The following is a 24776-nucleotide window of genomic DNA, read 5'->3' as shown; positions in this document are numbered from 1 at the left end:
CCGGTGGAAGGTCCGCGATGTCGCCCCCGGGTTCAACCACCCGGTGCCCAATGCGTTAACTACCCTTGAAACCACGACAATATGGGCAGGAAAGGCCGTAAGATGATTTACAAGACGCCCGAGGAAATCGAGCGCAGCCGTGCTGCCTGCCTGCTGGTGTGCGAAACCCTGACCGAGGTCGGCAAGATGCTCCGCCCCGGACTTACGGGTAAGGAGATCGACACTTTTGCCGAAACTTACATCCGCGACCACGGGGCCGTGCCGGGCTTCAAGGGGCTTTACGGCTGCCCGTCCACCCTGCTGGTCTCGAAGAACGAGGAGGTGGTGCACGGCCTGCCCGACCAGGATCAGGTATTCCGCGACGGCGACATCCTCTCCATCGATTGCGGTACCGTCGTGGATGAATTCTACGGTGACGCGGCCTATACCTTCTGCGTCGGCGACGTGGCCGAGAACGTCATGGAACTCTGCCGGCGCACGAAGCACAGCCTTTATCTAGGCATCGACGCCGCGCGCCACGGCAACCGGGTCGGCGACATCAGCCACGCCGTCCAGCAGTACACCGAGCGGGAATGCGGTTACGGCGCGGTACGCGAACTGGTTGGTCACGGTCTGGGCCGCAGTCTGCACGAAGCTCCGGACGTACCTAACTTCGGAAAGCGGGGACGTGGCCCCGTGCTCAAGGCCGGCCTCATCATCGCCATCGAGCCCATGATCACCCTCGGCAAGCGCAGCGTCGTGAGCCGGGAGGACGGCTGGACCATCATTACCGTCGACGGGCTTCCCGCGGCTCACTACGAGCACTCCATCGCTATCCGCCCTGACGGCGAGCCGGCCGATCTGATGAGCGACCACCGGCCCATTGAGGAGGCTATTCGCCAGAATCCAAACCTTAAGGTAGTCGATAACATCGACGAAGAACTGGTGGCCCGCTACCAGCCGCTGGTCATGGCCTAGCTCGCAGCGAGGGCACCTAATCCACTTGAATGTCAACTACTTCCGTTCGCTAAGCCTTTACTTAGTGAAAACAAGTTCGTAAACCATTTGGGTGGTGAGAAAAATAATCTTACCTTTGCCCTCCGAAATTTAAAACATGTCCAAAAAAGACCTGATCAAGCAGGATGGCGTGATTGAAGAAGCCCTCTCGAACGCTATGTTCCGGGTACGGCTGGAAAACGACCACGAAATCAAGGCAACGATCTCCGGAAAGATGAGGATGCACTACATCAAGATTCTTCCCGGTGATAAGGTAGCGGTGGAGATGAGCCCCTACGATCTAAGCCGGGGACGCATCACTTACCGTTACAAATAGACTGTCGCACTGCCGCTGGTCGTAAATTCTTTTACTATGAAAGTCAGACCCTCCGTAAAGAAGCGTTCGGCCGATTGCAAGATCGTCCGCCGCAAGGGAAAAGTTTACATCATCAATAAGAAGACCCCCAAGTTCAAGCAACGTCAGGGATAAGCTAAGCTAGAGTTACTATGGCAAGAATTGCAGGAGTAGATCTGCCGCGTAACAAGCGCGGCATTATCAGTTTGACCTACGTCTTCGGCGTAGGCGACACCCGGGCCGGCGAGATCCTCGACCGCGCTAACGTCGATCACAACACGAAGGTGCAGGACTGGACCGACGAGGACATCCGTACCATCTCCAACCTCATCACCAATGAGTATAAGGTAGAGGGTGATCTGCGGACCGAGGTATCCACTAACATCAAGCGTCTTATGGACATCGGCTGCTACCGCGGCCTCCGCCACCGCAAGGGTCTCCCCCTGCGCGGACAGCGTACCCAGACCAACGCACGTACCCGCAAGGGCAAGCGTAAGACCGTAGCGAACAAGAAAAAAGCGACTAAGTAATGGCTAAGAGACAGGCAGCCGGCCGCGTAGTAAAGAAGCGCAAAGTAAAGGTTGACAACGAAGGACTGGTATACATCCAGGCTACGTTCAACAACATCATCATTTCCATCACCAACAAGCAGGGTGATGTCATCAGCTGGGGCAGTGCCGGTAAGGAGAAATTCCGCGGCAGCAAGAAAAGCACCCCCTACGCCGCTCAGGTAGCTTCCGGTAACGCCGCCCGCGTTGCTTACGAAGCCGGTCTGCGCGTCGTGGAAGTTTACGTGAAGGGCCCCGGCAGCGGTCGGGAAGCCGCTATCCGCGCCATCGACGGCGCCGGTATTCGCGTAGCCAAGATCAAGGACGTTACCCCGATGCCCCACAACGGCTGTCGTCCGCCCAAGCGTCGTCGCGTTTAAGCACTTCGCTGTTCCGGGCTTGCCCGCTTCCCGGTCAAGATGCTAATCCGTTTCCCGTCCCGGAGGAAACCATTCCGCAACAACTAAAGACATTACGTCACTATGGCTAGATATACTGGTCCTAAGGCTAAGAAAGCCCGCGCCCTCGGCGAACCCATATTCGGCTACAGCCGCGCCTTCGAGCGTAAAAAATACAAGCCCGGTCAGCACGGCAACAGCCGCGGCCGTCGCCGTCAACCTTCCGACTATAAGCTCCAGCTGACGGAGAAGCAGAAGGCCAAGTACACCTACGGGGTGCTGGAGCGGCAGTTCCGCAACCTGTTCGAAAAGGCCGCCGCTTCCCGGGGCATCACCGGTGAGTTGTTGCTACAGTTCCTGGAAGCCCGCCTCGACAACGTCGTGTTCCGTCTCGGCCTGGCTCCTACCCGCCGCGCCGCCCGCCAGCTGGTTTCCCACCGCCACATCATGGTCAACGGTCGCCTCAACAATATTCCCTCCACCCAGATCCGCCCCGGCGATACCGTATCGGTACGGGGTAAGTCCCAGGGACTGGAGGTCATTCGCGACACCATGAACGGAAAGAGCGACGTGCGCAACCACGGCTGGCTCACCTTCAACTCGGAGAAGATGGAAGGTACCTTCGTCGCCTACCCCGAGCGCGAGAACATCCCCGAAAAGATCAACACCCAGTTGATCGTCGAACTTTACTCGAAGTAATTCGGGTTGGGGGTGGCCGTATTCCGCCACCGGACGTACGGCCACCCTCCATTTTTAGCCCTGATTAGGCCCGTGGCCGGTTGGGGCATAATAATTTACAGCAGAAATATCATATGAGCAGTATCCTAAATTTCCAGAAGCCGGACAAGATCACGATGCAGAAGTCGGACGAGTTCCACGGCAACTTCGAATTTAAGCCCCTGGAGCCCGGGTTCGGTCAGACCATCGGTAACTCCCTGCGTCGTGTGCTCCTCAGCAGCCTCGAAGGATTCGCCATTTCCGCCGTGCGCATCGCCGGTGTCGACCACGAGTTCGGCACCATCCGCGGCGTTGTGGAGGACGTCGTCGAGATCATCCTCAACCTGAAGCAGGTCCGCCTCAAGCAAGTCATCGAGAACGACGACATGGAGGAGGAAAAGATCTACCTCACCATCAGCGGTAAGGAACAGTTCACCGCCGCCGACATCGACGAGCACACCAACGTGTTCAAGGTGATGAACCCTGAGCTGCTCCTCTGTACCATGGAGACCTTCGTTAACCTCGAGGTCGAACTCACGGTCACCAAAGGATACGGCTACATTCCCGCAGACGAAAACCTGCCCAAGAACGCCCCCATCGGTGTCATTCCCGTAGACGCGATCTACACCCCGATCAAGAACGTCGCCTACCGCGTGGAGTCCACCCGGGTAGGTCAGCGCACCGACTACGAAAACCTGATTCTCGAAGTCAAGACTGACGGCACCATTCACCCCGAAGACGCCGTTCGCGAAGCCGCCCGTATCCTGATTCAGCACCTGATGCTGATCACCGACGAGCCCATCGAGTTCCAGAGCACCGGTACCCGCGAGGAGACTATCGTCGACGAGCACATCCTGCACATGCGCAAGTTGCTCAAGACCAGCCTCGAGGACCTCGATCTGTCGGTACGCGCCTACAACTGCCTCAAGGCCGCCAAAATCAACAGCCTCGGCGAACTCGTTCGCTACGACACCCACGAACTGCTCAAGTTCCGCAACTTCGGTAAGAAGTCCCTCGTCGAGATCGAAGAGCTTCTCGTGGAGAAGGGCCTTACCTTCGGTATGGATCTGAGCAAGTATAAGCTGGATGAAGAGTAGGTTAGTATTTTAGTTCCTTAGTCGCTTAGTACGTTAGTGTACCCCTAAACTACTAACGTACTAGACGACTAAAGAACTCCCCCCGGGTCATCAATCACGATGTAGTTTTCCTTAAACCACCTCGGCAAATTACCCCTCCCCCTCGCAGTTGCCCGATCTGCAATGAGTCGGAGGAGCGTGTTGCCGGCCAATTTTTCCTGACATGCGTCACGGTAAGAAAGTTAATCATTTAGGTCGCAAGAGCGCCCACCGGAAGGCTCTGCTGCGCAACCTTACCATTGCCCTCATCACGCACAAGCGCATCAATACGACCCTGGCGAAGGCCAAGGCCCTGCGCAAGTACGCCGAGCCCCTGATCACTAAGTCGAAGACCAACGATACCCACAACCGGCGTACCGTTTTCAGCTACCTGCAGAACAAGGATGCGGTCAACGAACTGTTCAGCACCGTAGCCGAGAAGGTCGGTGACCGTCCCGGTGGCTACCTGCGCGTGATCAAGACGGGCTTCCGGCTCGGTGACGGCGCCGAAACCGCCATGATTGAACTGGTTGACTTCAACGAGGTCTACAATAAGGATGGAGCGAAGTCGAGCGGTAAGACCCGCCGCAGCCGCCGTCGTCGTGGAGGCACCAAGAGCAGCAACACCGAGCAGAAAACCGCCGGTACCGCCGCCGCTGCAGCAGCCGCTACCACTCCTGCCCCACCCGCCGATGCTCCGGCATCCGGTGAGGAGGAATAATCCCAATAATTGCTGTACGAAGCCCGAACCTCCCCGAGGTTCGGGCTTTTTTGTTTCCGGCAAACTCTATCCGGCCCCGCCGGTTGAGGTAGCAAACCCCAGTCATGGAATTAGGATTTGACAGTTTCGGCTCCGCCGTCCTGGAGGAAACTACCGGAAAGGTCCTGCACGCCGAACAGTCGATGGCCGACCTACTCGACCGCATCGTCCACGCCGATCGCGCGGGCATCGACGTATTCGGCATGGGGGAGCACCACCGCCCCGACTACTTCGACTCTTCCCCGGTCACCATCCTGGCTGCCGCCGCCGCCCGCACCGAGCGCATCCGCCTTACCAGCGCCGTGACCGTACTCAGTGCGGCCGATCCCGTCCGGGTATTTCAGAGCTTCGCTACCCTGGATCTAATCTCCCGGGGGCGTGCCGAGATGGTCGTGGGCCGGGGCTCCTTCATCGATGCCTTTCCCCTCTTCGGCCACGATCTGGCGAACTACGACGATCTCTTCACCGAAAAGCTGGAGCTCCTACTCAACATCCGAGACAATCCACGGGTGACCTGGTCCGGACGCTTCCGCCCCGCCTTGCAGGATCAGCCGGTGTATCCGCGGCCTAGTCAAGATCCGCTACCGATCTGGCTCGGCGTCGGGGGTACACCGGCTTCCTTCGCCCGCGCCGGAACGCTCGGGCTTCCGCTCATGGTGGCGGTCATCGGCGGCGAGACCCACCGCTTCCGGCCGCTGGTTGATCTCTACCGCAACGCCTGGGCGGAGGCGGGTCACGATCCCGCCGGGGCCCGCGTAGGTCTCCATTCCCTCGGGTACGTGGCCGAAACTACCGAACGGGCAGTCGAGGAATTCTACCCCGGCCACACCCGCACCATGAACAAGATCGGTCGGGAGCGCGGCTGGCGGCCCCAGAGTCGAGCTCACTTCGACGCCCAGGCCGGTCCGCTCGGCGCCCTACTCGTGGGAGGCCCGGAGGAGGTAGCCGAGAAGATCCTGCGGCATTCGGAGGCTCTCGGGGGCATCGATCGGCTCACCTTTCAGATGGACAGCGCCGAACTCACCCACCAGCAAGGTCTGCGGGCCATCGAACTCATCGGTCGGGAGGTTGCCCCGCGGGTCAAGGCCGGCTAAGCGACCCTACTTCGTTCATTCTACTGATATCTTCCCCCCCGTGGCCGACCCCAAAGCCAACCGTTTCTTCCTAATTCTCGTCCTCGGATCGCTGACTACCATCGGACCGCTGTCGATCGACATGTACCTACCCGCCTTCGGGGGCATTGCCGCAGCACTGGGTACGGACATCAGCCGGGTCTCGCTGTCGTTGTCAAGCTTCTTCGTCGGCCTGGCGATCGGTCAGCTGATCTACGGCCCGTTGCTGGAGCGTTTCGGCCGTAAGCGTCCGATGTATATCGGCCTGCTGATCTACGCCCTGAGCTCCGTGGCCTGCGCGTCTGCTACTACGGTGGAGGCGCTCATCGTTTTCCGGTTCTTTCAGGCGCTGGGTGCCTGCGGGGGTCTGGTGGCCTCCCGGGCGATCGTCCGCGACCTTTTCGAGACCCGGGAGATGGCAAAGATCTTCTCCCTACTGATGATGGTGATCGCCGTGTCGCCCATCATTGCCCCCACGCTGGGCGGTTTCATCACCGGAGCCTTCGGATGGCGTTACGTCTTCGTGGTGCTCACGGTGCTTTCCCTGAGTATTCTGGCGGGCGCTTACTTCCTGCTCGCCGGCTTTGAGCGGAAGAATCGTCAGTACTCCCTGCGGCCGGCCGCCGTGCTGGAGAACTACGTATCCATCATCACCGACTCCCACTTCCTCCTGTATGCCCTGACCGGCGCTTTTTCCTCCGCCGGACTCTACGCCTACATCAGCGGCTCGCCCCACCTTTACTTGGAGCTGTTCGGGATCGACGAACAACAGTACGGGATCGTATTCGCGATCATCGCGGCCGGCTTGGTCACGGCTACCCAATTGAACAACCGGGTGCTGCGCAACCGGTCCAGCGAACGTATCGTATGGCTGGCCCTGCTGGGGCAGTGTACCGTAGCGGTACTGCTGGTACTGGACGTACTCCTGGGTTTTGCCGATCTGTACCTCACCACCGCGCTCATCTTCGCTTACCTGTTCTGTCTTGGTTTCATCTTCCCCAACGCCTCGGCCCTTTCCCTCGATACCATGCGCCGGTCGGCGGGGAGTGCTTCGGCACTGATGGGTTCCCTGCAGATGGCCGTCGGCGCGGTGGCTTCCGCCCTAGTGGGCATCCTGCAGGGGGGGTCCGCGCTCACCATGGTCGGCATGATGGCTACGTGCGGCTTCATCGCCCTAGCGTTGCTCTGGGTGGGTACCCGCGGAAGAGGCGTGCAATCCCGTACGGTGTAGCCTATCTTTCGCGCCATGTCAATTCGTTTTTCCCGCGTGGGCCACGTGCTCGCTTCCGCCGGTGCCGCCATCGGGGTGGCTAACCTGGTCATCTTTCCTTATCGCGTACACTACTTTGGGGGGAGTGCCTACGTGCTGGCCTTTGTCGCCTTCACGCTGCTGTTGGGTATTCCGCTCATGATTCTGGAGAATGCCATGGGTAAGCGCCGGGGTACTGACGCGACCGAAGCCTTCAAGTTGCCGGGGGTGTCCCGCAAGTGGGTCGGCGTGGCGTGGCTCGGGATACTCACTACTCTCCTGGTGGCCTCCTTCTACCTGGTTCTGGCCGGCTGGACGCTCGAGTACGTGTGGCAATACCTGACCGACTACGCCACCATGGAAGTAAGTCCCGCCGGACCGATCTTCGGCGAAGCGATCGGGAATATTCCGCGTGCCCTGTTATTTACGGGCGTATTTACCTTCCTGGTCGCCCTGGTGTGTTCGCGCGAACTGTACGCGGGCATCGAGCGGCTGAGCAAGTTCGCCATGCCCCTGCTGGGAATCCTGCTGCTCTTCCTCATCGTATCCCTGCCCCTGCTGCGGCCCGAAGCGGTCGATTACTACAACCTCCTGAAGTTTGACTGGCGTGCGTTGCTCTTCCCCTCCTCCAACCAGGAATTGGGCATCCTGCACGCCCTAGGTCAGGCCTTCTTTAGCCTGGGACTGGGAGCGGTAGCGATGCTCACTTTCGCCGCCCACGCCGACCGGGAAACCGACGTCCTGCGCAGCGCCCCGCAGATCGTACATCTGGATACCGGGGTAGCCATCCTCGGAGCCCTGCTGGTGGTGCCATTGCTGGGGGGTGTGCAGGGCGACATCTACGGGGGCCCACCCCTCGTCTTCATCAATCTCGTGGAGATCTTTAAGAGTTACGGGGACGCCGGCCGCTGGGTAGGACTTCTCTTTTTCCTGCTCCTGGGCGTGGCCATACTTACCTCCGCCGTTTCCCTCTTCGAGCCCGCGCTGCGGACGATGACCGTTCGCTACGGTTGGCGCCGCAGCTGGGGCGGCTTCGTGATCGGCGGGCTCGTGTTCGTCCTGTCCATCCCGGTAGTCGTTTCGTGTTCGCCCGCGGGGCCGGAGTGGCTGACCGATTTCGCCGGCATGGGCGATCCGGGCCTGGGATACTTCAACTTTTTGCTCGAATGGTTCGGCAGTATTTCGCTGCTCGTTGGTGCGCTGTTGCTCTGTGGTTTCCTGCTGACTGCATGGGGACTGCCGGCACTGTACGCGGAACTAAGTGTAGGGGGACATTTCATCGCTCCTGCGCGCCGCCGTCGGCTGAGTTTGGCTTACCGCTACGTTATTCCGGTAAGTATCTCGCTATTGCTGCTGGCAAAACTGTGGACGCTGCTGCTCTAAACTGCGGGCGGGGCCGCAGGAGCCGTGTAAACAACTTAGGAGCGGAGAATTTTGGCTTTCTCCCGCTTAAACGCATCCTCGGAAAGAATGCCGTCCTCCTTCAGTTGCGCCAATCGCTCGATGCGGGTAATCAGGTCGTCGGAGAGTTCCAGTGTTTCCTCGGGTGGGGTTACGGGATCCGGCGACGGGGCTTCGTTGCCGGGCAGTCGGTAGCTATTAGACTTGAACGCGAAATACTGGGGGGTGGACCGCAGGAACGACAGGTGGTCGTGGCGATCCAACTCATCAAAATCGTAGAAGCCGTTCTCGATGGCCTTATTCAGGTGAAAGAGTGCCGTGTCGGTATTTTCGTGGATGGAGTGCAGACAGGCCAGTTTGAAGTGGACCTCGGGCTGGCGGGGATCGACGTTGAGGGAGCGGCGGTAATCGCGGATAGCCCCCTCGAAATCGTACTCCTCGTAGGCCTTATCGGCGCTCAATTGGAAGGGGTCCTTTTTCGGAACCCTGGCTTCTTCCTTGGCTTCCGGCGGGGGTGCCGGGACGGACTGGGGCTGGCCCACGTGGTTATTAATCACGATGTGCGGCTGCTGCTGATACTGTTGCTGCATCACGTAATCGCGGTTGTACTTCAGGTTGAAGGCCTCTTCGCTCTGGGTAAGAAATACGATACCGTCGATCAGGGAGATGATGGTGGGGATGAAGGTCCAGATAAAGATCAGGTAGAGAAATCCCTTACCCGGCTGACCGAGGTAAAACCGGTGCACGCCGAGGCCACCGAAGAAAAGGGCCAGAATGCCCGCCGTGGTTTTATTCTTCATTTAGGGAATATCCGTCTTCTTAAGTCTCTAAAGATCGAAAAAATAAGGGAGGCGGGCAAGTGGGGTCCGACGATTTAGACCGACGGTCGTCGCCTCTCTACTGCCGTCCGTAAAACATCTACATTTGGTCCTGACCTATCCCCGCCCGCCCATGATTACTTCCAAGACGACCCACCGCGTCCGCTACGCCGAAACCGACCAAATGGGGTACCTCTACCACGGGCACTACGCCCTGCTGTACGAGATCGGACGGGTGGAGATGTTGCGGGAACTGGGTCGCAGTTACGCTACGCTGGAATCGCGGGAGGGGGTGATGATGCCGGTAATGAGCATGAACCAGCGCTTCATCCGGCCGGCGCACTACGACGAGGTACTTACCATCACCACCACCCTGCGGCACGTGCCGGAGCAGACCATCACCTTCCACTTCGAGATTCACAACGAGCAGGGAAAACTGGTGAACGGCGGATCCATCAAACTCTGTTTCGTGGAGGTGGCGACCCAGCGGCGGGTGTCGGCGCCGGAGTACCTGCTGCAAATCATTCGTCCGTACTTTGAGTAAGTGAAGAAATTCAATATCGGCAACTTTAAGCGATTCTTCACCGAGCACCCCGTGGTGATCGGCCTGCAGAAGTACGCCCGGGAAAACAGCTTCATCGGCTTTCACGGGGTTCCGATTTACGACGTGGTGGTTTTCGTAATCAACGAGGCTACCCGCGACGATCTCTTCACGCGGGCTAACAGCGTGGCCTTCAGCATTTTTCTGTCGCTTTTTCCGTCCATCCTGACGCTCTTCACCCTGGTGCCGTTTGTCCTCGACCTCCTGTCCATCTGGTTTCCCGCGCTGGAGAACTTCAACATGACGCTCTACGAGGAGATCAAACGGGTGATGCCGGGGCAGGCGGGCGACATCGTGTTCGGCTTCGTACAGGAGATCACCAATTCGCCCCGGATCGGACTGCTGAGCTTCGGGTTCATCCTGGCCATTTACTTTTCCAGTAACGGGATGATTGCCCTGATGCAGGCCTTCGAGAAGAGTTACGTGAAGACCTTCCGGCAGCGGGGTTTCTTGCGCAAACGGATGGTGGCCGTGGGCCTGACCTTCCTGGTGGGGCTGTTCATCGTAGCCAGCGTAGTGCTGGTAATTCTGGGCGACAGTATCATCGGGTGGCTGAACTACTGGATGGGTATGGGCCGGTTTGCCAGCTTCCTGATCAACATGCTGCGGTGGATCACCATGCTGGCGCTGTATTACATTATTATCGGCACCTTGTACCGCTACGGGGCGGCGACCATCAAGCGATTCAGTTACGTGAGCCCCGGGGTGACGCTGGCGACGCTGCTCAGCTTGGCGACCTCGGTGGCTTTCAGCTTTTACGTCGATGGCTTTAATCGCTACGACACGTACACCAAGTTTTACGGTTCGATCGCGACCGTCATCATCGTGATGCTGTGGCTGCAACTCAACGCGCTGATCCTCATCATCGGATTCGAGTTGAATGCGGCCATCGCGGTGCACCGGGATCTTACGCTGGTGGAGGAGGAGTGAGTGGGGGGTGGGTGCGAATAGCGGTCCGACGGCTATAGCCGTCGGACCGCTATAGCCGTTGGACGGTGTGCCACCGTCCAACGGGTGAACATACCGGCACCGATGAGGCCCAAAACTTGCTGAACGCCCCCCTTAGAGGGGTTTGTAGCCAACATTTATACACTTGAAAGACTACATACGTAGTTATATCCACCATTTGTTGGTAGATTTTCTTTTAATGGTGATTGTTAGTTACAGCGGTCCAACCGCTATAGCCGTCCAACCGCTGTCGAGCGCCCCAAATGTCATGTATCCCACTACCCCCAAAATTTCACGATCTTTGCCCGCTTAAATTATTACCCCATGAACCGCCCCCCACTCTCCGAAATATTCGCCGAGCGCATCCTGGTGCTGGACGGCGCCATGGGTAGCCTCATCCAGGGGTATCAACTCACCGAGGAGGACTACCGCCACGGCCACTTCGAAAACCATCCCAGCGATCTGAAGGGCAACCACGATCTGCTCGTCCTCACCCGGCCCGACGTGATCGGCGAAATTCACCGCGCATACCTCGCCGCCGGCGCCGACTTGATCGAAACCAACACCTTTAGCGGCACCTCCATCGCCCAGGAAGATTACGGTACCCAGGATTGCATCTATGAGCTTAATAAAGCCGCCGCCCGCGTAGCCCGCGAAGCCGCCGATGCTTTCTCCACCCCGGATAAGCCCCGTTACGTGGCTGGCGCCATCGGCCCCACTAACCGGACCCTCAGCATCAGCCCCGACGTAAACGACCCCGGCTACCGGGCCATCACCTTCCGCCAACTCGCTACGGCCTACAAAACCCAGATGGAAGGACTGGTCGACGGCGGGGTCGACTGCATCCTCATCGAGACCATCTTCGATACCCTCAACGCCAAGGCCGCCATCTTCGCCCTGGAGGAAGTCCGGGACGAGCGCGGCATCGAACTCCCGGTCATCATCTCCGGTACGATCACGGACGCCAGCGGACGAACGCTGTCGGGGCAGACCGTCGAGGCTTTCTACATTTCGGTCGCCCACGCCAAGCCCCTCTGCATCGGCCTCAACTGTGCCCTTGGAGCCAAAGAGATGCGTACCCACCTGGCCGCCCTCGCCAGGATCGCGGAGTGCTACGTCCACGCCTACCCCAACGCCGGCCTGCCCAACGAAATGGGAGAGTACGATCAGGACGCCGAGGAGATGCAGGAATATATCCGCGAATTCGCGGCCAGTGGCTTCGTCAATATGATCGGAGGCTGCTGCGGCACGACGCCAAATCACATTGCTGCCATGGCCCGGGCGACCCAGGACCTGCGCCCCCGCCCCCTCAACGGTCGCTCCGTAAATACGCGCCTTAGCGGACTGGAACCCCTCGAGATTCGCGCCGAAACGAACTTCGTCAACGTCGGCGAACGCACCAACGTCACCGGCTCCCGCAAGTTTGCCCGCCTCATCAAGACCGGCGACTACCCCACCGCCCTCGACGTCGCTCGCGATCAGGTAGAGGGCGGCGCCCAGGTGATCGACGTGAATATGGACGAGGGACTGCTCGACAGCAAGGAAGCCATGGAAACCTTCCTCAAGCTCGTGATGGCCGAACCCGACATCGCTAAACTGCCCATCATGATCGACTCCTCGAAGTGGGAAGTGATCGAAGCCGGGCTACAGTGCGTGCAGGGCAAGTGCATCGTCAACTCCATCAGTATGAAGGAGGGGGAAGCGGAATTCCTCCGCCAGGCCCGTCTCGTCCAGCGCTACGGAGCTTCAGCCGTGGTGATGGCCTTCGACGAGCAGGGGCAGGCCGACAGCATCGACCGCAAGGTGGACATCTGTGTCCGCGCCTACAAATTACTGACCGAGCAGGCGGGGTTCCAGCCCCAGGACATCATCTTCGATCCCAACATCTTCGCGATCGCTACCGGCATCGACGAACACAACAATTACGGCGTAGACTTCATCGAGGCCACCCGCCGCATCAAGCGACTCTGCCCGGGCGCCAAGGTCAGCGGGGGCGTGTCGAACGTGAGCTTTTCCTTCCGTGGCAACGACGTCGTCCGCGAGGCCATGCACTCGGCCTTTCTCTTCCACGCCATCCGCGCCGGCATGGACATGGGCATCGTTAACGCCGGACTCATCGAGGTATACGAAGATATCCCCAAGGACCTACTGGAACGGGTGGAGGACGTGATCCTCAACCGCCGCAACGACGCCACCGATCGCCTCATGGAGTTCGCTGAATCCCTGAAGGAGGTGGGCGGCCGCACCGTACAGCGGGATCTGGGGTGGCGCGAGAGCAGCGTGGAGGAGCGCTTGCGCCACAGCCTGGTCCGCGGCATCACCGAGTACATCATCGAGGATACCGAGGAGGCCCGCCGGCAGTACCCCCGGCCACTGCACGTTATCGAGGGGCCGCTGATGGACGGCATGAACGTCGTCGGCGACCTCTTCGGCGCGGGCAAGATGTTCCTCCCCCAGGTGGTCAAGAGCGCGCGCGTCATGAAGCAGGCGGTCGCCTACCTGCAACCCTTCATCGAGGAGGAAAGGGAACTGGCGGGGCCGCAGGAGCAGACCGAAGCGGAAGAAGAGCAATCCCGTTTCAAGGGCAGCATTCTTCTGGCTACCGTGAAGGGCGACGTGCACGACATCGGTAAGAATATCGTCGGCGTCGTGCTCGCCTGCAACAACTACCGCATCCACGACCTCGGCGTCATGGTACCGGCCAATAAGATCCTGGACGAAGCCGAACGCCTGAAGGTAGACGTGATCGGGCTCTCGGGCCTCATCACGCCCTCCCTCGATGAAATGGTGAACGTCGCCGCGGAAATGGAACGCCGGGGCCTGAAAACGCCCCTGCTCATCGGCGGGGCGACCACCAGCAAGACCCATACCGCGATCAAGGTCGAGCCGGCGTACTCGGGCCCTACCGTGCACGTACTCGACGCCAGCCGCGCCGTCACCGTCGTCGGCGAGCTACTTAATTCCGAGGAAGACGCTCGGGAAACCTACCGCCAAAGCATTACGGCCGAGTACGAACGGGTACGCGTCCACCGGGCGGGCCAGCAGTCGAATAAAAAGTTCCTTCCCATCGCCAAAGCCCGGGAAAACGGCCTCAAGCTCGACTGGGCAAACTACGATCCGCCCGTCCCGACCTTCACCGGTACCCGGGTCTTCGAGGACTACCCGCTGGAGGAGCTGGTTCCCTTCATCGACTGGACGCCCTTCTTCACCAGTTGGGGGCTGGCCGGTAAGTACCCCGAGATCCTGACGGACGAAGTGGTCGGCGAACAGGCCAGCCAGTTGTACCGCGAGGCCCGGCAGATGCTCGCTAAGTTGGTGGAGGAGAAGTGGTTACGCGCCGCCGCCGTCATCGGCTTCTTTCCGGCAACGGCTGACGTCTCCCGCGATACCGTACGGGTGACGACCGCGGACCGGATCTACGAACTCTACCAACTCCGCCAGCAAAGCAAGAAGGCGGCCGGACGACCCAATCAGGCACTTACCGATTTCATCGCTCCCGCGGACAGCGGTAAGCAGGACTACATCGGTGCTTTCGCCGTGACGGCGGGCATCGGGATCGAGGACCACGTGGCCCGCTTCGAGGCCGCCCACGACGATTACAGTGCCATTATGGTCAAGGCCCTCGCCGACCGGCTGGCCGAAGCCCTGGCCGAAGCATTGCACCTGCGCACCCGCCGCGAATTCTGGGCCTACGCCCCCGAGGAAACGCTGGAGAACGATGACCTGATCTCGGAACGCTACCGGGGTATTCGTCCGGCCCCCGGCTACCCGGCCTGCCCGGAACACACCGAAAAGGCCAAACTCTGGGAACTGCTGGACGTAGAAGCCGCAACCGGCATTAAATTGACGGAAAGCTTCGCCATGTACCCGACGGCCAGCGTAAGCGGCTGGTACTACAGCCATCCGGAAGCGACCTACTTCACGGTCCGCGGTATTCAGCCGGATCAGGAGCGGGACTACGCCCAGCGTAAGAAGTGGGATCCGGTGACGGCCGACCGGTGGTTAAGCCCGATCCGCGGGTGACCTGCCGGCGGCGGCGGTATTAAATTTCGGGGCGCCGGACAAACTATCGGCCGCAGCACCTAACTTAGAGGCGCCTTGAACACCGGCGGTATGCTGAAAACAATTACTTGCCTGATCCTGCTGTTCGTAGGGGTGCAGACCACCGCGCAGATCACCCTCACCAATGCCTACTTCCCGGCGGTCGGGGATACGCTGCGGTATGGGGTAGCGGACAGCACCTTCACGGTCGACTTGCTCAGTCCGGGTCCGGCCCGGCAGTGGGATTTCGGCACCCAAGCGGCCGCCTCCACCCGTACTCAGGTGGTGAGTGCCGCCGCCGACACCACCTTCACCGAGGCTGACGTGGCCGTAGACCTCGGCGACTCGACGGTTGGCTTCTACCGCCTAACGGAAACCTCGTATGACCTGATAGGCATTCGAAGCACCATAGACCTCTTTCCGGGATACCAATTTGCCGCGCCCTTCTCCCCCGCCCGCGCCGAACGCCGGGCTCCCTTGCGTTACGGCGACCTCTTCAGCTCACTGACGAACAACGTCCTGGTCATTGCCCGCGAGGAAATCCCCGAAGAAGCCCTCGAACTCGTAGGCGATGTCATCTCCAACGTAGATTCCATCCGGATTACCTCCGAGAGCAATCGTGACGACGAGGTAGATGCCTACGGTACCCTTACGCTCAACGGACAGACCTACGAGGTTCTCCGGGAACGCCGCACCGAGACGGTCAATACGACGATCGAGGTAAAGAGCGGATTTCTTCCCTACCTCAACGTGACTTCGCTCGTCCGCGCCCAAGTTCCCGAGACGACTGAGTTTTTCGGCCAGCAGCCGCCCGTCACTACCTACTATTACTGGACCAACGGGGAGAAAGAGCCCGTTGCCGCCGTCACCGTAGACGAGGAAGGAACCCCCTCGGAAATGACCTTCACCCGCGGAGACGCCACGAACTCGGTCGGCGGGCCGCTGCTGGCCCAGGCGCAGGTCAGGGTGTACCCGAACCCGGCCAGGGGGCATACCACCTTCGAGGTCAGTGGCCTTGACCCGGGCACATATACCCTCTCCGTGATTAACGTGCTGGGCCGGAAGGTCTCTACCACCCGGTTTAGTCCGGTCGGCACTTCCGCTGAAGTATGGGTAGACGTGAGCATGCTCCCCCGCGGTCCCTATCTGTACAGCCTGACGAACGAGCGTGGCCGCATTCTGACGACACGTCGCCTGTTGGTCGGCCGTTAGCCGGGTAAATTCGGTAACTTTCGCGTATGGAAGCGATCATTTCCTACTTCGAAACCATACCCAGCAGTCACCGGACGCTTATTCTGGTGGGCGGACTGACTATTTTCTGGCTACTGGAAAGCGCCGTCCCCCTGTTTACGGCGGAATACAAGAAATGGCGACACGCCGGCATCAACTTCTTCTTCACTTTCACGACCATCATCGTTAATTTCCTGCTGGCCTTTATCCTCGTGAAGGGAAGCCAGTGGGCCGTAGCGGAGCAATTCGGTGTCCTGCAGTGGCTCGACCTGCCGCTCTGGGCAACCGCCGTCGTGGGTCTGCTGCTGCTCGACTTCTTCGGAGCCTACCTGGCGCACTGGACCGAGCACCGTGTCCCCCTCCTCTGGCGGTTCCACCTCGTGCACCATACGGATCAGAACGTCGATACGACCACCGCTAACCGTCATCACCCCGGGGAGAGCGTGATCCGGTTTGCCTTCACTACCGTGGCGGTCGTCTTGTTGGGGGCTCCCATCTGGCTTGTATTCCTGTACCAGAGCATGAGCGTGGTATTAAGCCAGTTCAATCACGCCAACATCACCGTGCCGCGGGGACTCGACCGCGCGCTGCGCACCGTCTTCGTCACGCCGGACATGCACCGCGTGCACCACCATTATCAATTACCCTATACCGACAGCAATTACGGTAACATCTTTAGTCTGTGGGATCGTGCCTTCGGCACCTATTCCGAACTGGATAACAACGAATTAATCTACGGAGTGGATACCCATATGGAGGAAGACGATCACCAGAGCATTCGCCGGATGTTGGGGATACCGTTTGGGAGGAAGTAGGACAGTAGTTTAGGCTGTTAGTAGGTTAGGTTGGTAGTCTGTTAGTTCTCCAGGGTGGTAGGGGGGGTTGGGGGGGGTATAATGGTAGTGTGGTAGTCCTTTAGTCGGTTAGTCCGTTAGTACGTAGTCTGATAGTTCTCCAGGGTGGTAGTGTGGTAGTTCTTTAGTCGGTTAGTCGGTTAGTATGTAGTCTGTTAGATTTCTTGTGAGCCGGATTGAGGCTGTTTAACAAAGTGCGTCTTCATTAGGAACAGATACTCTTCACTATGGCTAAGCACGAGAAAGAAGCTCGCACTTGAAAGATTTGGTGGCATATCCGGAGCAGCTTGCCGGGGCTATTCAACAAAGTGCGTCTACAGTATTATTGACAAATACTCTTCACTATGGATAGGCACGGGAAAGAAGCCCGCCATTGGAAAAATTTGGTGGCATATCCGGGGCAGCTTGCCGGGATCATTCAACAAAGTGCGTCTACAGTATTATTGACAGATACCTTTACTTTGGCTAAGCACGAGAAAGAAGCCCGCCATTGGAAAGATTTGGTGGCATATCCGGAGCAGCTTGTAGGGACCATTCAACAAAGCGCGTCTACAGTATTATTGACAGATACCTTTACTATGGCTAAGCACGAGAAAGAAGCTCGCACTTGAAAGATTTAGTGGCATATCCGGACTAATTTCCCAGGATGCAAGCGCGCCGCTACTCCCGCCGTCCACTACTGGAACAAGGCGGGGGGGGGGGTATCGCCGAACTGTTGCAGAAAGAGATTTCATGCGAGCCAAATTTGAATGAATCCATCGCTCGAAACTGCTCCCCACTGACCGCCTGACGCACTAAACCACCATTCCACAGGTGCCTAACGTGCCCACAGACCATTGTACCAAACTACCATCCGCCTAACCGCCTAACGTACCAACAGACTAACGTACTAAACTACCATCCGCCTAACGTACCAAACTCCTCCCCTACCTCACCACCTTCCCCGTACTCAAGTTCACCATCTTCCCGCCCTTTTCGCTGACGTAGCGCTGAATAATGCGCGCCGTATCCGGATACGTGACCGTCCGCTTCACGCTTTCGATGGCCGTGTGAATATCGTGACACTGCTCCTTATCGATGTATCCGAAACCCTGGTATTTCCCTTCGGCGACCAGAATGACAGACGCTTCGTCGTGGGTCCGGCCGGCATCAAAGAGTAGAAAATCGTCGTCGAAGACGTTGCGGAGATGCAGTCGGGCTTCTTCCGCTCGCAGGTTATACTCGTCGGCCTCCTCGTGTCCGGCACACCCCCCACGGCACTGCTTCAGATGGAAGTGAAAGCAAGCCGATTTACTGGGATAAATATTGGTGAACGCGCTGCATAACTCCAGGTGTTTCCGCACGAAGTTCAGGCGGCCCTTGGCACGGCTGATCGACGGGTACTCGCTGATGATGTCGAGTTCCTTGCGGGCCTGGGCCGTATTTCGCACGATATCGAAGCAACGAAAGCCGCGTTCGTTGACGTAGCTGTAGATCGCGTGGCTGAACCGTCTGCCCCGCTGCGCCCGGTTGATGCGCGGTTGCAGCCGCTTGATCTCCTCGCTCTCCAGGAGCAGGGCGACCAATTCACTACCCGTGACCTCGTAGGTGATGTCGGCTACTTTCTCGGCGATGCGGCTCCCCTTCGAGGTGTGATCATTGAAGTGCTGGGCGATGCGCTTGCGGATGTTGTTACTTTTCCCAACGTAAACCACGTCGCCGTTGACGTCATGAAAGTAGTAGACGCCCGTCTCCTCCGGGATCTCCATGATCTGCTCGAGCTTGATCTGCTTGGGCAGCCGGGTTTCCTTGATGCCGTGGTTAATGAGGCGTTTGGCTTCCTCGGCGCAGTCTTCCCCCTCGAGACAGAGGGCGAGCAGTTCCGTCGTTGCCCGGGCGTCGGCGAGCGCTCGGTGACGGGCATCCACGGTGAAGCCGAAGTGTTTAATCAGGTTGCCCAGACTGTAACTCTTCAGTCCCGGAAAGCACTTGCGCGCCAGCCGGACCGTGCAGAGTTTACGCCGTGAGAAAGTGTAGCCCAGCCGGGCGAACTCCTCGCGAATGAAGCCGTAGTCAAATTTGGCGTTGTGAGCGACGAAAATACGGCCCTCGGTCAGCTCCACCACGCGCTTGGCAATCTCGAAAAACTTGGGCTGCCCCTTGACCATTTCCTGCGTAATGCCCGTCAGCTCCACGATACCGGCCGGGATGTACTGTTCGGGGTCGAGCAACGTCTCGTAGGTTTCCGTTACCTTTTCGCCGTCGAAGATCACGATGCCGATCTCGGTGATCCGCGCACGGGAGGCACGGCCGCCCGTCGTCTCGATGTCTACGATCGCGTATTCTCTCTTACTCATAGCTTACGTCCGCACTCCACGGCGGTCTTCAATGCACTGTAATGGCCAAGGTATACCTTATTATTTGTTTTACCTTAACGCTTACCGCAAATTGTTTTAAATCGGGCGGGTCCGCGGGAGCCGTGGAAACCCGGAACGAGCCGGCCGACGTAGCGGCGGAAACCCAGGAAAACAGCTCTTCAGGTACGGACGCCGGACCCGCGTTCCCCGCCGCCTACCACCCCGAATCCTACCTCCCCGTACTGGAGGGAAAAACCCTTGGATTGGTCGTCAACCAGACATCGACCGTGGGCAATACCCATTTGGTGGATACCCTGCTGGCTCTGGGCCTGGACGTGCGCCGCATCTTCGCTCCCGAACACGGGTTCCGGGGAGAAGCGGACGCCGGTGCCGAGATCACCGACGGGGTCGATACGCGTACGAACCTCCCCATTCGCTCCCTTTACGGCCGGAATAAGAAACCCGCCGAAAGCGACCTGGCCGATCTCGACCTCATCGTTTTCGACATTCAGGACGTCGGCGCGCGCTTCTATACCTACATCTCCACCCTACACTACGTCATGGAATCCGCCGCCCGGGCGGGCAAGCCCGTGCTGATCCTCGACCGACCGAACCCCAACGGCCATTACGTGGACGGACCGATCCGTAAGCCGGGCTTCGAGAGCTTCGTAGGCCTGGACCCCATCCCCGTCGTTCACGGGCTCACCGTGGGCGAATACGCCCGCATGGTCAACGGCGAAGGCTGGCTCGGCGAGGGATTGCGCTGTGACCTGACGGTAATTCCCTGTCCCGGCTACACCCACGAGGCGGTGTACGAACTCCCGGTCGCCCCCTCCCCCAACCTGCCGAACCAGCGGAGCATCTACCTCTATCCCAGCCTCTGCTTCTTCGAGGGTACGGCACTGAGCGTCGGGCGCGGTACCAACCGCCAGTTTCAGCTCTACGGCCACCCCCAACTGACCGGAGCGCCCGACTCTTTCACCCCCCGGCCCGGACCCGGTGCCGCGGATCCCAAGCTTAACGGTCAATTGTGCCACGGCTACGACCTGAGCAAGGCCCCCGCCGCCACCTACCGGGGCTCCCGGATCGACCTGACGCCCCTCCTGAGTACTTACCAAGTACTGACCGCGCAGGGACAGACTTTCTTCACCCGCCCGGATTTCTTCGACTTACTGGCCGGCACCGATGACTTACGCAAAATGATCGAGGCGGGACGGTCGGAAGCCGAGATCCGGGACAGCTGGTCCGCGGAGTTGCGCGCCTACCGGGATATGCGGAAAGGCTACCTCCTGTATCCGGAATAAGTTACCCCGCCGGTCGCGTCCGAAAGTAATTGCCCGCGCCGCCCGCAGAACAGCTACCTTCGCCGCCACGCGCTACTTCCGACTTTGGTCGTTCGCCAATTTTAGTGAATGCACCAATACGAAGCCCTGGCATCCATCACCGATGCCCTCCTGGACGATACCACCGGGCCCGAACTCCTGCGCGAAACCATCGACCGCTACCGGGACCTGCTGCTGACCGCCTCGGGCATCGATCTCGGCGAAGACGAAAGCATCGGCCACTTTAACACCGGAACCGGCGTTGCCATCGGGGCAACCTGGGCCGCGCTCTGCGTCGACGACCTGATCCGTACCCAACGATTCGTAAGTGGCCTATACCGCGCCGTGCGGGACGTAGCCGCGCGGCGGTCGGGTCCCGTGCACGTTCTGTACGCGGGTACCGGTCCTTTCGGTACCTTGGCCGTGCCCCTCATGACCCGCTTTACGCCGGAGGAGCTGCAGTTTACGTGTCTGGAGATCACCGGCCCCAGCTACCGGGCCGTCCGCCAGCTCTTTACGAACCTGGACGTCAACGCGTACATCGTCGGGGTCATCCAAACCGATGCTTCCACCTACCGAATCGGCGAGTCTCCGGCGGTCGACATCATGCTGAGCGAGACGATGCAGTACTGCCTGATCGACGAGATGCAGGTGCCCATCGCCCTGAATCTGATGGCCCAACTCCCGCCCGAGGTCATCATGATCCCGGAACGGATCACCCTGCGGCTTGCCGCCCTCACCGATGATGCCGAGCAAACCGTGGCGACCGACCTGGGAGAGATCCTGACCGTCGACCGGGCTACCCTTCACGCCTACCGGCCGGGGCCGAATACGACCGACTGGCCCACCGTCCGGCTAACCGTCCCTTCCCTCCTGCCGGGACAAGAGTCCGGTCCGCTGGCCATTCGCACCCTCATCGAGGTGTACGGCGGCTACGGGCTGACCGATTACGAAAGTGGTCTCACGATCCCGAAGATCATCGACGATTATCCGGACGCTACCAATCCCCTGGAGGCCATCGACTTCACCTACCAGCTGCACCCGTCACCCTTGCTGTGGATGGATTTCGTAGTCCCGCGGGCCGTAGCGGCGGCGATCTGAGGATTGTGAACAATTGGGAATAGCTTTGTTTGTAAATCAAACTAAGCGTATGCCCACCCATCTTACCTCCGTTTACCGTCCGGATTTCGGCTTGCTGACCGATCTGTACGAACTCACCATGGGGTATGGGTACTACCGGCAGCGCATGCAGGAGCGTAGGGCGGTGTTTCACCTATTCTTCCGCCAACCTCCCTTCGGCGATCGCTTTGCCCTGGCGAGCGGGCTGCCGCTGGCGATCGACCTCATACAGCGGTTTCGTTTCAGCGTGGACGACGTGCAATACCTGGGGAGATTGAAGGGAGTGAACGGACAGCCCTTGTTCAACGAGCCCTACCTGAACTACCTGCAGCGCCTCCGCTTCACCGGCAACATCGATGCCGTTCCGGAGGGGGAGATCGCCCTGCCCCACGAGCCGTTGCTGCGGATCGAAGCTCCGCTTATCCAGGCGCAACTGCTCGAAACGGCCCTGCTCACCGTTATGAACTTCTCTACCCTCGTCGCCACGAAGGCCGCCCGCATTCGTGCCGCGGCGGGGGACGACCCGGTGATCGAATTCGGTCTGCGACGGGCCCAGGGGATCGATGGCGGCCTCACCGCTTCCCGGGCGGCTTACATCGGTGGCTGCGACGGCACGAGCAACGTCTGGGCGGGCCGCTACTACGATATCCCCGTACGGGGCACCCACGCCCACAGTTGGGTGATGGTCTTCCCGGACGAGTACACGGCCTTTGCGGCCTACGCCGAAGCCATGCCGAACAATGCCATCTTTCTCGTGGACACCTACGATACGCTGGAAGGTACGCGACAGGCCATCGCGGTGGGCAAAGCCATGCGGGAACGCGGTCACGAAATGCTGGGGATCCGGCTCGACAGCGGCGACCTTACCGCGCTGTCCCAGGAAGCGCGGCGCCTGCTCGACGAGGCGGGATTTCCCGACGCCCATATTCTCGCCAGCGACAGCCTCGATGAGTACGCCATCCGGGAATTGAAGGATGCCGGGGCACGCATTGGTGTATGGGGCATCGGTACGCGTCTGGCAACCGCCTATGATCAACCCGCGCTGGGGGGCGTGTACAAGTTAGCGGCTATCCAGAACGAAAGCGGCGAGTGGGAACCGCGAATGAAGCAGTCCGAGATCGCCGCTAAGGCTAGTAACCCAGGGATGCTGGCCGTACGCCGGTACTACGCGGGCGACCGCCCCGCAGCCAGTCAACTTTATAACGCTCTGCACGGCGAACCACCGCCTAACATTACGGATGCTGACGGCCGCGACCACGCACTTTCCGGCGAACCCCGGGAGTTGCTCGTCCCGGTCTTCCGCGACGGCGCTTTGGTACACAGCCCCACCGACATCCACCGCACCCGCGACCGCGCCCTACGGAACTGGTCGCGCTGGCACCGACCGGATGTTGATGACTTCGTCTACGGCCTCACCCCCGAGTTGCTGGCGCAAAAGCAGACTTTGCAAATTGAAAATTGAAAATTGCCCATTTGAAATTTCACTACCCCTGGTCCCGTGCCACACGAGCGCAGCGAGCATCCATGTAAATTGAAAATTTAAAATTGCACATTTAAGATTTTACCACCCCCTATCCGTGCCCCACCGGCCCATCAAGTACATCCGTAAATTGAAAATTCCACATTTCAAATAGCCCCCCCGGTCCCGTGCCACACGAGCGCAGCGAGCATCCACGCAAATTTGAAATTGAAAATTTTACATTTAAGATTTTACCACCCCCTATCCCTGTCCCACGAACCCATCAAGTACATCCGTAAATTGAAAATTCCACATTTCAAATTGCCCCCCCGGTCCCGTGTTATACGAGCGCAGCGAGCATCCACGCAAATTTGAAATTGAAAATTTTACATTTTAAATTTTCAACCCGAGCACCGCGAGCATCCACGCAAATTTGAAATTGAAAATTTTACATTTAAGATTTCACCACCCCCTATCCGTGCCCCACCGGCCCATCAAGTACATCCGTAAATTGAAAATTCCACATTTCAAATTGCCCCCCCGGTCCCGTGCCACACGAGCGCAGCGAGCATCCACGCAAATTTGAAATTGAAAATTTTACATTTTAAATCTTTACCCCGAGCACCGCGAGCATCCACGCAAATTGAAAATGGTACATGCCAAGTTGTAAATTGTAAATTTCAAACCCCACCCTCTTGCCCACCTACCAGCACCCCCGCCCTTCCGTTACCGTAGATGTCGTCGTATTCGGCTACGACGGCGGCCGCGATCTGAAATTGCTGCTTATTCAGCGGGGCGGCGAACCCTTTAAGGGGCAGTGGGCACTGCCCGGCGGCTTCGTCGATATGGAGGAGGATCTGGCAACCAGCGCGCTGCGGGAATTGCGGGAAGAAACCGGGGTGAAGGATCTTTTTCTGGAGCAACTGTACACCTTCGGGGCGCCGGACCGTGATCCGCGGGGACGGGTCATCAGCGTTGCCTATTTCGCCCTCGTCAATCTGACCGATCATCCCGCCGTGGCCGCCTCCGACGCCGAGCGCGTCGACTGGTTCAAACTACAGGAGCTTCCGGAACTCGCCTTCGACCACGCTACGATCATCGAGATGGCGACCGCCCGCCTCCGGGCCAAGGTGCGCTACCAACCCATCGGATTCGAACTCCTGCCCGAGGAATTCACGCTGGCCGAACTGCAGGCACTGTACGAAACCGTACTCGGCGTCCCCCAATTCAACAAGCGCAATTTCCGTACCCGCATTATGAAGACGGGCATCCTGCAGGAGGTCGGCCGCCAGCAGAACGTCGCCCACCGCCCCGCCGCCCTCTACCGATTTAATAAAGAAACTTACCATCACCTGGTGGAGCAGCGCGATTCCGCCGTTCTGCGCCGGGCCCTGGATTTCGAGCTTTAACCCCCCCTC

General features: G+C 59.3%; 23 protein-coding genes. 21 read left to right on the top strand and 2 right to left on the bottom strand.

Annotation, left to right across the window (positions count from 1 at the left end; translation table 11 throughout):
• Positions 1-102: 102 nt before the first annotated feature.
• From map to NMA52_RS03290, 11 genes are all read left to right on the top strand, one after another.
• Positions 103-957: a type I methionyl aminopeptidase gene (gene map, locus NMA52_RS03340; protein WP_254826218.1), complete on the top strand. Its 855-nt coding sequence runs from the start codon at positions 103-105 to the stop codon at positions 955-957.
• A 136-nt stretch (positions 958-1093) separates the two neighbouring features.
• The gene (gene infA / locus NMA52_RS03335) at positions 1094-1312 is read left to right on the top strand and encodes a translation initiation factor IF-1 (RefSeq protein ID WP_099105792.1); all 219 of its coding nucleotides are present in this window, start codon (positions 1094-1096) and stop codon (positions 1310-1312) included.
• Positions 1313-1348: 36 nt separating this feature from the next.
• Positions 1349-1465: a 50S ribosomal protein L36 gene (gene rpmJ / locus NMA52_RS03330; RefSeq protein WP_183496124.1), complete on the top strand. Its 117-nt coding sequence runs from the start codon at positions 1349-1351 to the stop codon at positions 1463-1465.
• A gap of 17 nt (positions 1466-1482) precedes the next feature.
• On the top strand, positions 1483-1860 hold the full coding sequence (gene rpsM, locus NMA52_RS03325) for a 30S ribosomal protein S13 (protein WP_254826217.1): 378 nt from the start codon (positions 1483-1485) through the stop codon (positions 1858-1860).
• Positions 1860-2258 carry a 30S ribosomal protein S11 gene (gene rpsK / locus NMA52_RS03320; protein ID WP_183496122.1) on the top strand — a complete coding sequence of 133 codons (399 nt, stop codon included), beginning with the start codon at positions 1860-1862 and terminating at the stop codon, positions 2256-2258. Before rpsM ends, rpsK begins: the two co-directional genes overlap by 1 nt.
• A gap of 102 nt (positions 2259-2360) precedes the next feature.
• On the top strand, positions 2361-2975 hold the full coding sequence (rpsD, locus tag NMA52_RS03315; RefSeq protein ID WP_254826216.1) for a 30S ribosomal protein S4: 615 nt from the start codon (positions 2361-2363) through the stop codon (positions 2973-2975).
• A gap of 113 nt (positions 2976-3088) precedes the next feature.
• Entirely contained in the window at positions 3089-4090 is a 1002-nt protein-coding gene (locus NMA52_RS03310) for a DNA-directed RNA polymerase subunit alpha (RefSeq protein ID WP_254826215.1), read from the top strand.
• A 202-nt stretch (positions 4091-4292) separates the two neighbouring features.
• On the top strand, positions 4293-4829 hold the full coding sequence (gene rplQ / locus NMA52_RS19055) for a 50S ribosomal protein L17 (RefSeq protein ID WP_371930935.1): 537 nt from the start codon (positions 4293-4295) through the stop codon (positions 4827-4829).
• A gap of 104 nt (positions 4830-4933) precedes the next feature.
• Positions 4934-5962 (top strand): LLM class flavin-dependent oxidoreductase, encoded by a 1029-nt coding sequence (locus NMA52_RS03300; protein ID WP_254826214.1) that lies wholly within the window; start codon positions 4934-4936, stop codon positions 5960-5962.
• A gap of 40 nt (positions 5963-6002) precedes the next feature.
• Positions 6003-7211, top strand: coding sequence for a Bcr/CflA family efflux MFS transporter (locus NMA52_RS03295; RefSeq protein WP_254826213.1), 1209 nt, complete (start codon positions 6003-6005; stop codon positions 7209-7211).
• A gap of 15 nt (positions 7212-7226) precedes the next feature.
• Positions 7227-8612, top strand: coding sequence for a sodium-dependent transporter (locus NMA52_RS03290; protein ID WP_254826212.1), 1386 nt, complete (start codon positions 7227-7229; stop codon positions 8610-8612).
• 35 nt (positions 8613-8647) lie between these two features.
• On the opposite strand, the gene NMA52_RS03285 is transcribed toward NMA52_RS03290, so the two are convergent.
• Positions 8648-9430 carry an NINE protein gene (locus tag NMA52_RS03285; protein ID WP_254826211.1) on the bottom strand — a complete coding sequence of 261 codons (783 nt, stop codon included), beginning with the start codon at positions 9428-9430 and terminating at the stop codon, positions 8648-8650.
• Between the two features lie 151 nt (positions 9431-9581).
• On the opposite strand from NMA52_RS03285, the gene NMA52_RS03280 reads away from it, so the two are divergent.
• The 6 genes from NMA52_RS03280 (at position 9582) to NMA52_RS03255 (ending at position 17733) form a co-directional block, all read left to right on the top strand.
• On the top strand, positions 9582-9992 hold the full coding sequence (locus NMA52_RS03280) for a thioesterase family protein (RefSeq protein ID WP_254826210.1): 411 nt from the start codon (positions 9582-9584) through the stop codon (positions 9990-9992).
• A complete protein-coding gene (locus NMA52_RS03275) occupies positions 9993-10979 on the top strand; it encodes a YhjD/YihY/BrkB family envelope integrity protein (protein ID WP_254826209.1) in 987 nt (328 codons plus the stop codon). It begins immediately after the preceding gene.
• A 342-nt stretch (positions 10980-11321) separates the two neighbouring features.
• Complete coding sequence (gene metH / locus NMA52_RS03270; RefSeq protein ID WP_254826208.1) at positions 11322-15020, top strand: methionine synthase; 3699 nt, start codon at positions 11322-11324, stop codon at positions 15018-15020.
• A 90-nt stretch (positions 15021-15110) separates the two neighbouring features.
• Positions 15111-16250 carry a T9SS type A sorting domain-containing protein gene (locus NMA52_RS03265; RefSeq protein ID WP_254826207.1) on the top strand — a complete coding sequence of 380 codons (1140 nt, stop codon included), beginning with the start codon at positions 15111-15113 and terminating at the stop codon, positions 16248-16250.
• Positions 16251-16276: 26 nt separating this feature from the next.
• Positions 16277-17083 (top strand): sterol desaturase family protein, encoded by an 807-nt coding sequence (locus NMA52_RS03260; RefSeq protein ID WP_254826206.1) that lies wholly within the window; start codon positions 16277-16279, stop codon positions 17081-17083.
• 383 nt (positions 17084-17466) lie between these two features.
• The gene (locus NMA52_RS03255; RefSeq protein WP_254826205.1) at positions 17467-17733 is read left to right on the top strand and encodes a hypothetical protein; all 267 of its coding nucleotides are present in this window, start codon (positions 17467-17469) and stop codon (positions 17731-17733) included.
• Between the two features lie 315 nt (positions 17734-18048).
• On the opposite strand, the gene NMA52_RS03250 is transcribed toward NMA52_RS03255, so the two are convergent.
• Positions 18049-19458, bottom strand: coding sequence for an exonuclease domain-containing protein (locus NMA52_RS03250; protein ID WP_254826204.1), 1410 nt, complete (start codon positions 19456-19458; stop codon positions 18049-18051).
• Positions 19459-19580: 122 nt separating this feature from the next.
• Between NMA52_RS03250 and NMA52_RS03245 the strand changes: the two genes are divergently transcribed.
• From NMA52_RS03245 to NMA52_RS03230, 4 genes are all read left to right on the top strand, one after another.
• Positions 19581-20762: an exo-beta-N-acetylmuramidase NamZ domain-containing protein gene (locus NMA52_RS03245; RefSeq protein WP_254826203.1), complete on the top strand. Its 1182-nt coding sequence runs from the start codon at positions 19581-19583 to the stop codon at positions 20760-20762.
• Positions 20763-20870: 108 nt separating this feature from the next.
• A complete protein-coding gene (locus NMA52_RS03240; protein WP_254826202.1) occupies positions 20871-21881 on the top strand; it encodes a hypothetical protein in 1011 nt (336 codons plus the stop codon).
• Positions 21882-21930: 49 nt separating this feature from the next.
• Entirely contained in the window at positions 21931-23361 is a 1431-nt protein-coding gene (locus tag NMA52_RS03235; protein WP_254826201.1) for a nicotinate phosphoribosyltransferase, read from the top strand.
• A gap of 692 nt (positions 23362-24053) precedes the next feature.
• Positions 24054-24767 (top strand): NUDIX domain-containing protein, encoded by a 714-nt coding sequence (locus NMA52_RS03230; RefSeq protein WP_254826200.1) that lies wholly within the window; start codon positions 24054-24056, stop codon positions 24765-24767.
• The last annotated feature ends 9 nt before the right edge of the window (positions 24768-24776 follow it).

The organism is Lewinella sp. JB7 (genome assembly GCF_024297185.1).
Taxonomy (GTDB): domain Bacteria; phylum Bacteroidota; class Bacteroidia; order Chitinophagales; family Saprospiraceae; genus Neolewinella.
Note: the sequence above shows the minus strand (reverse complement) of the source record. Positions and strands in the feature narration are given on the sequence as shown.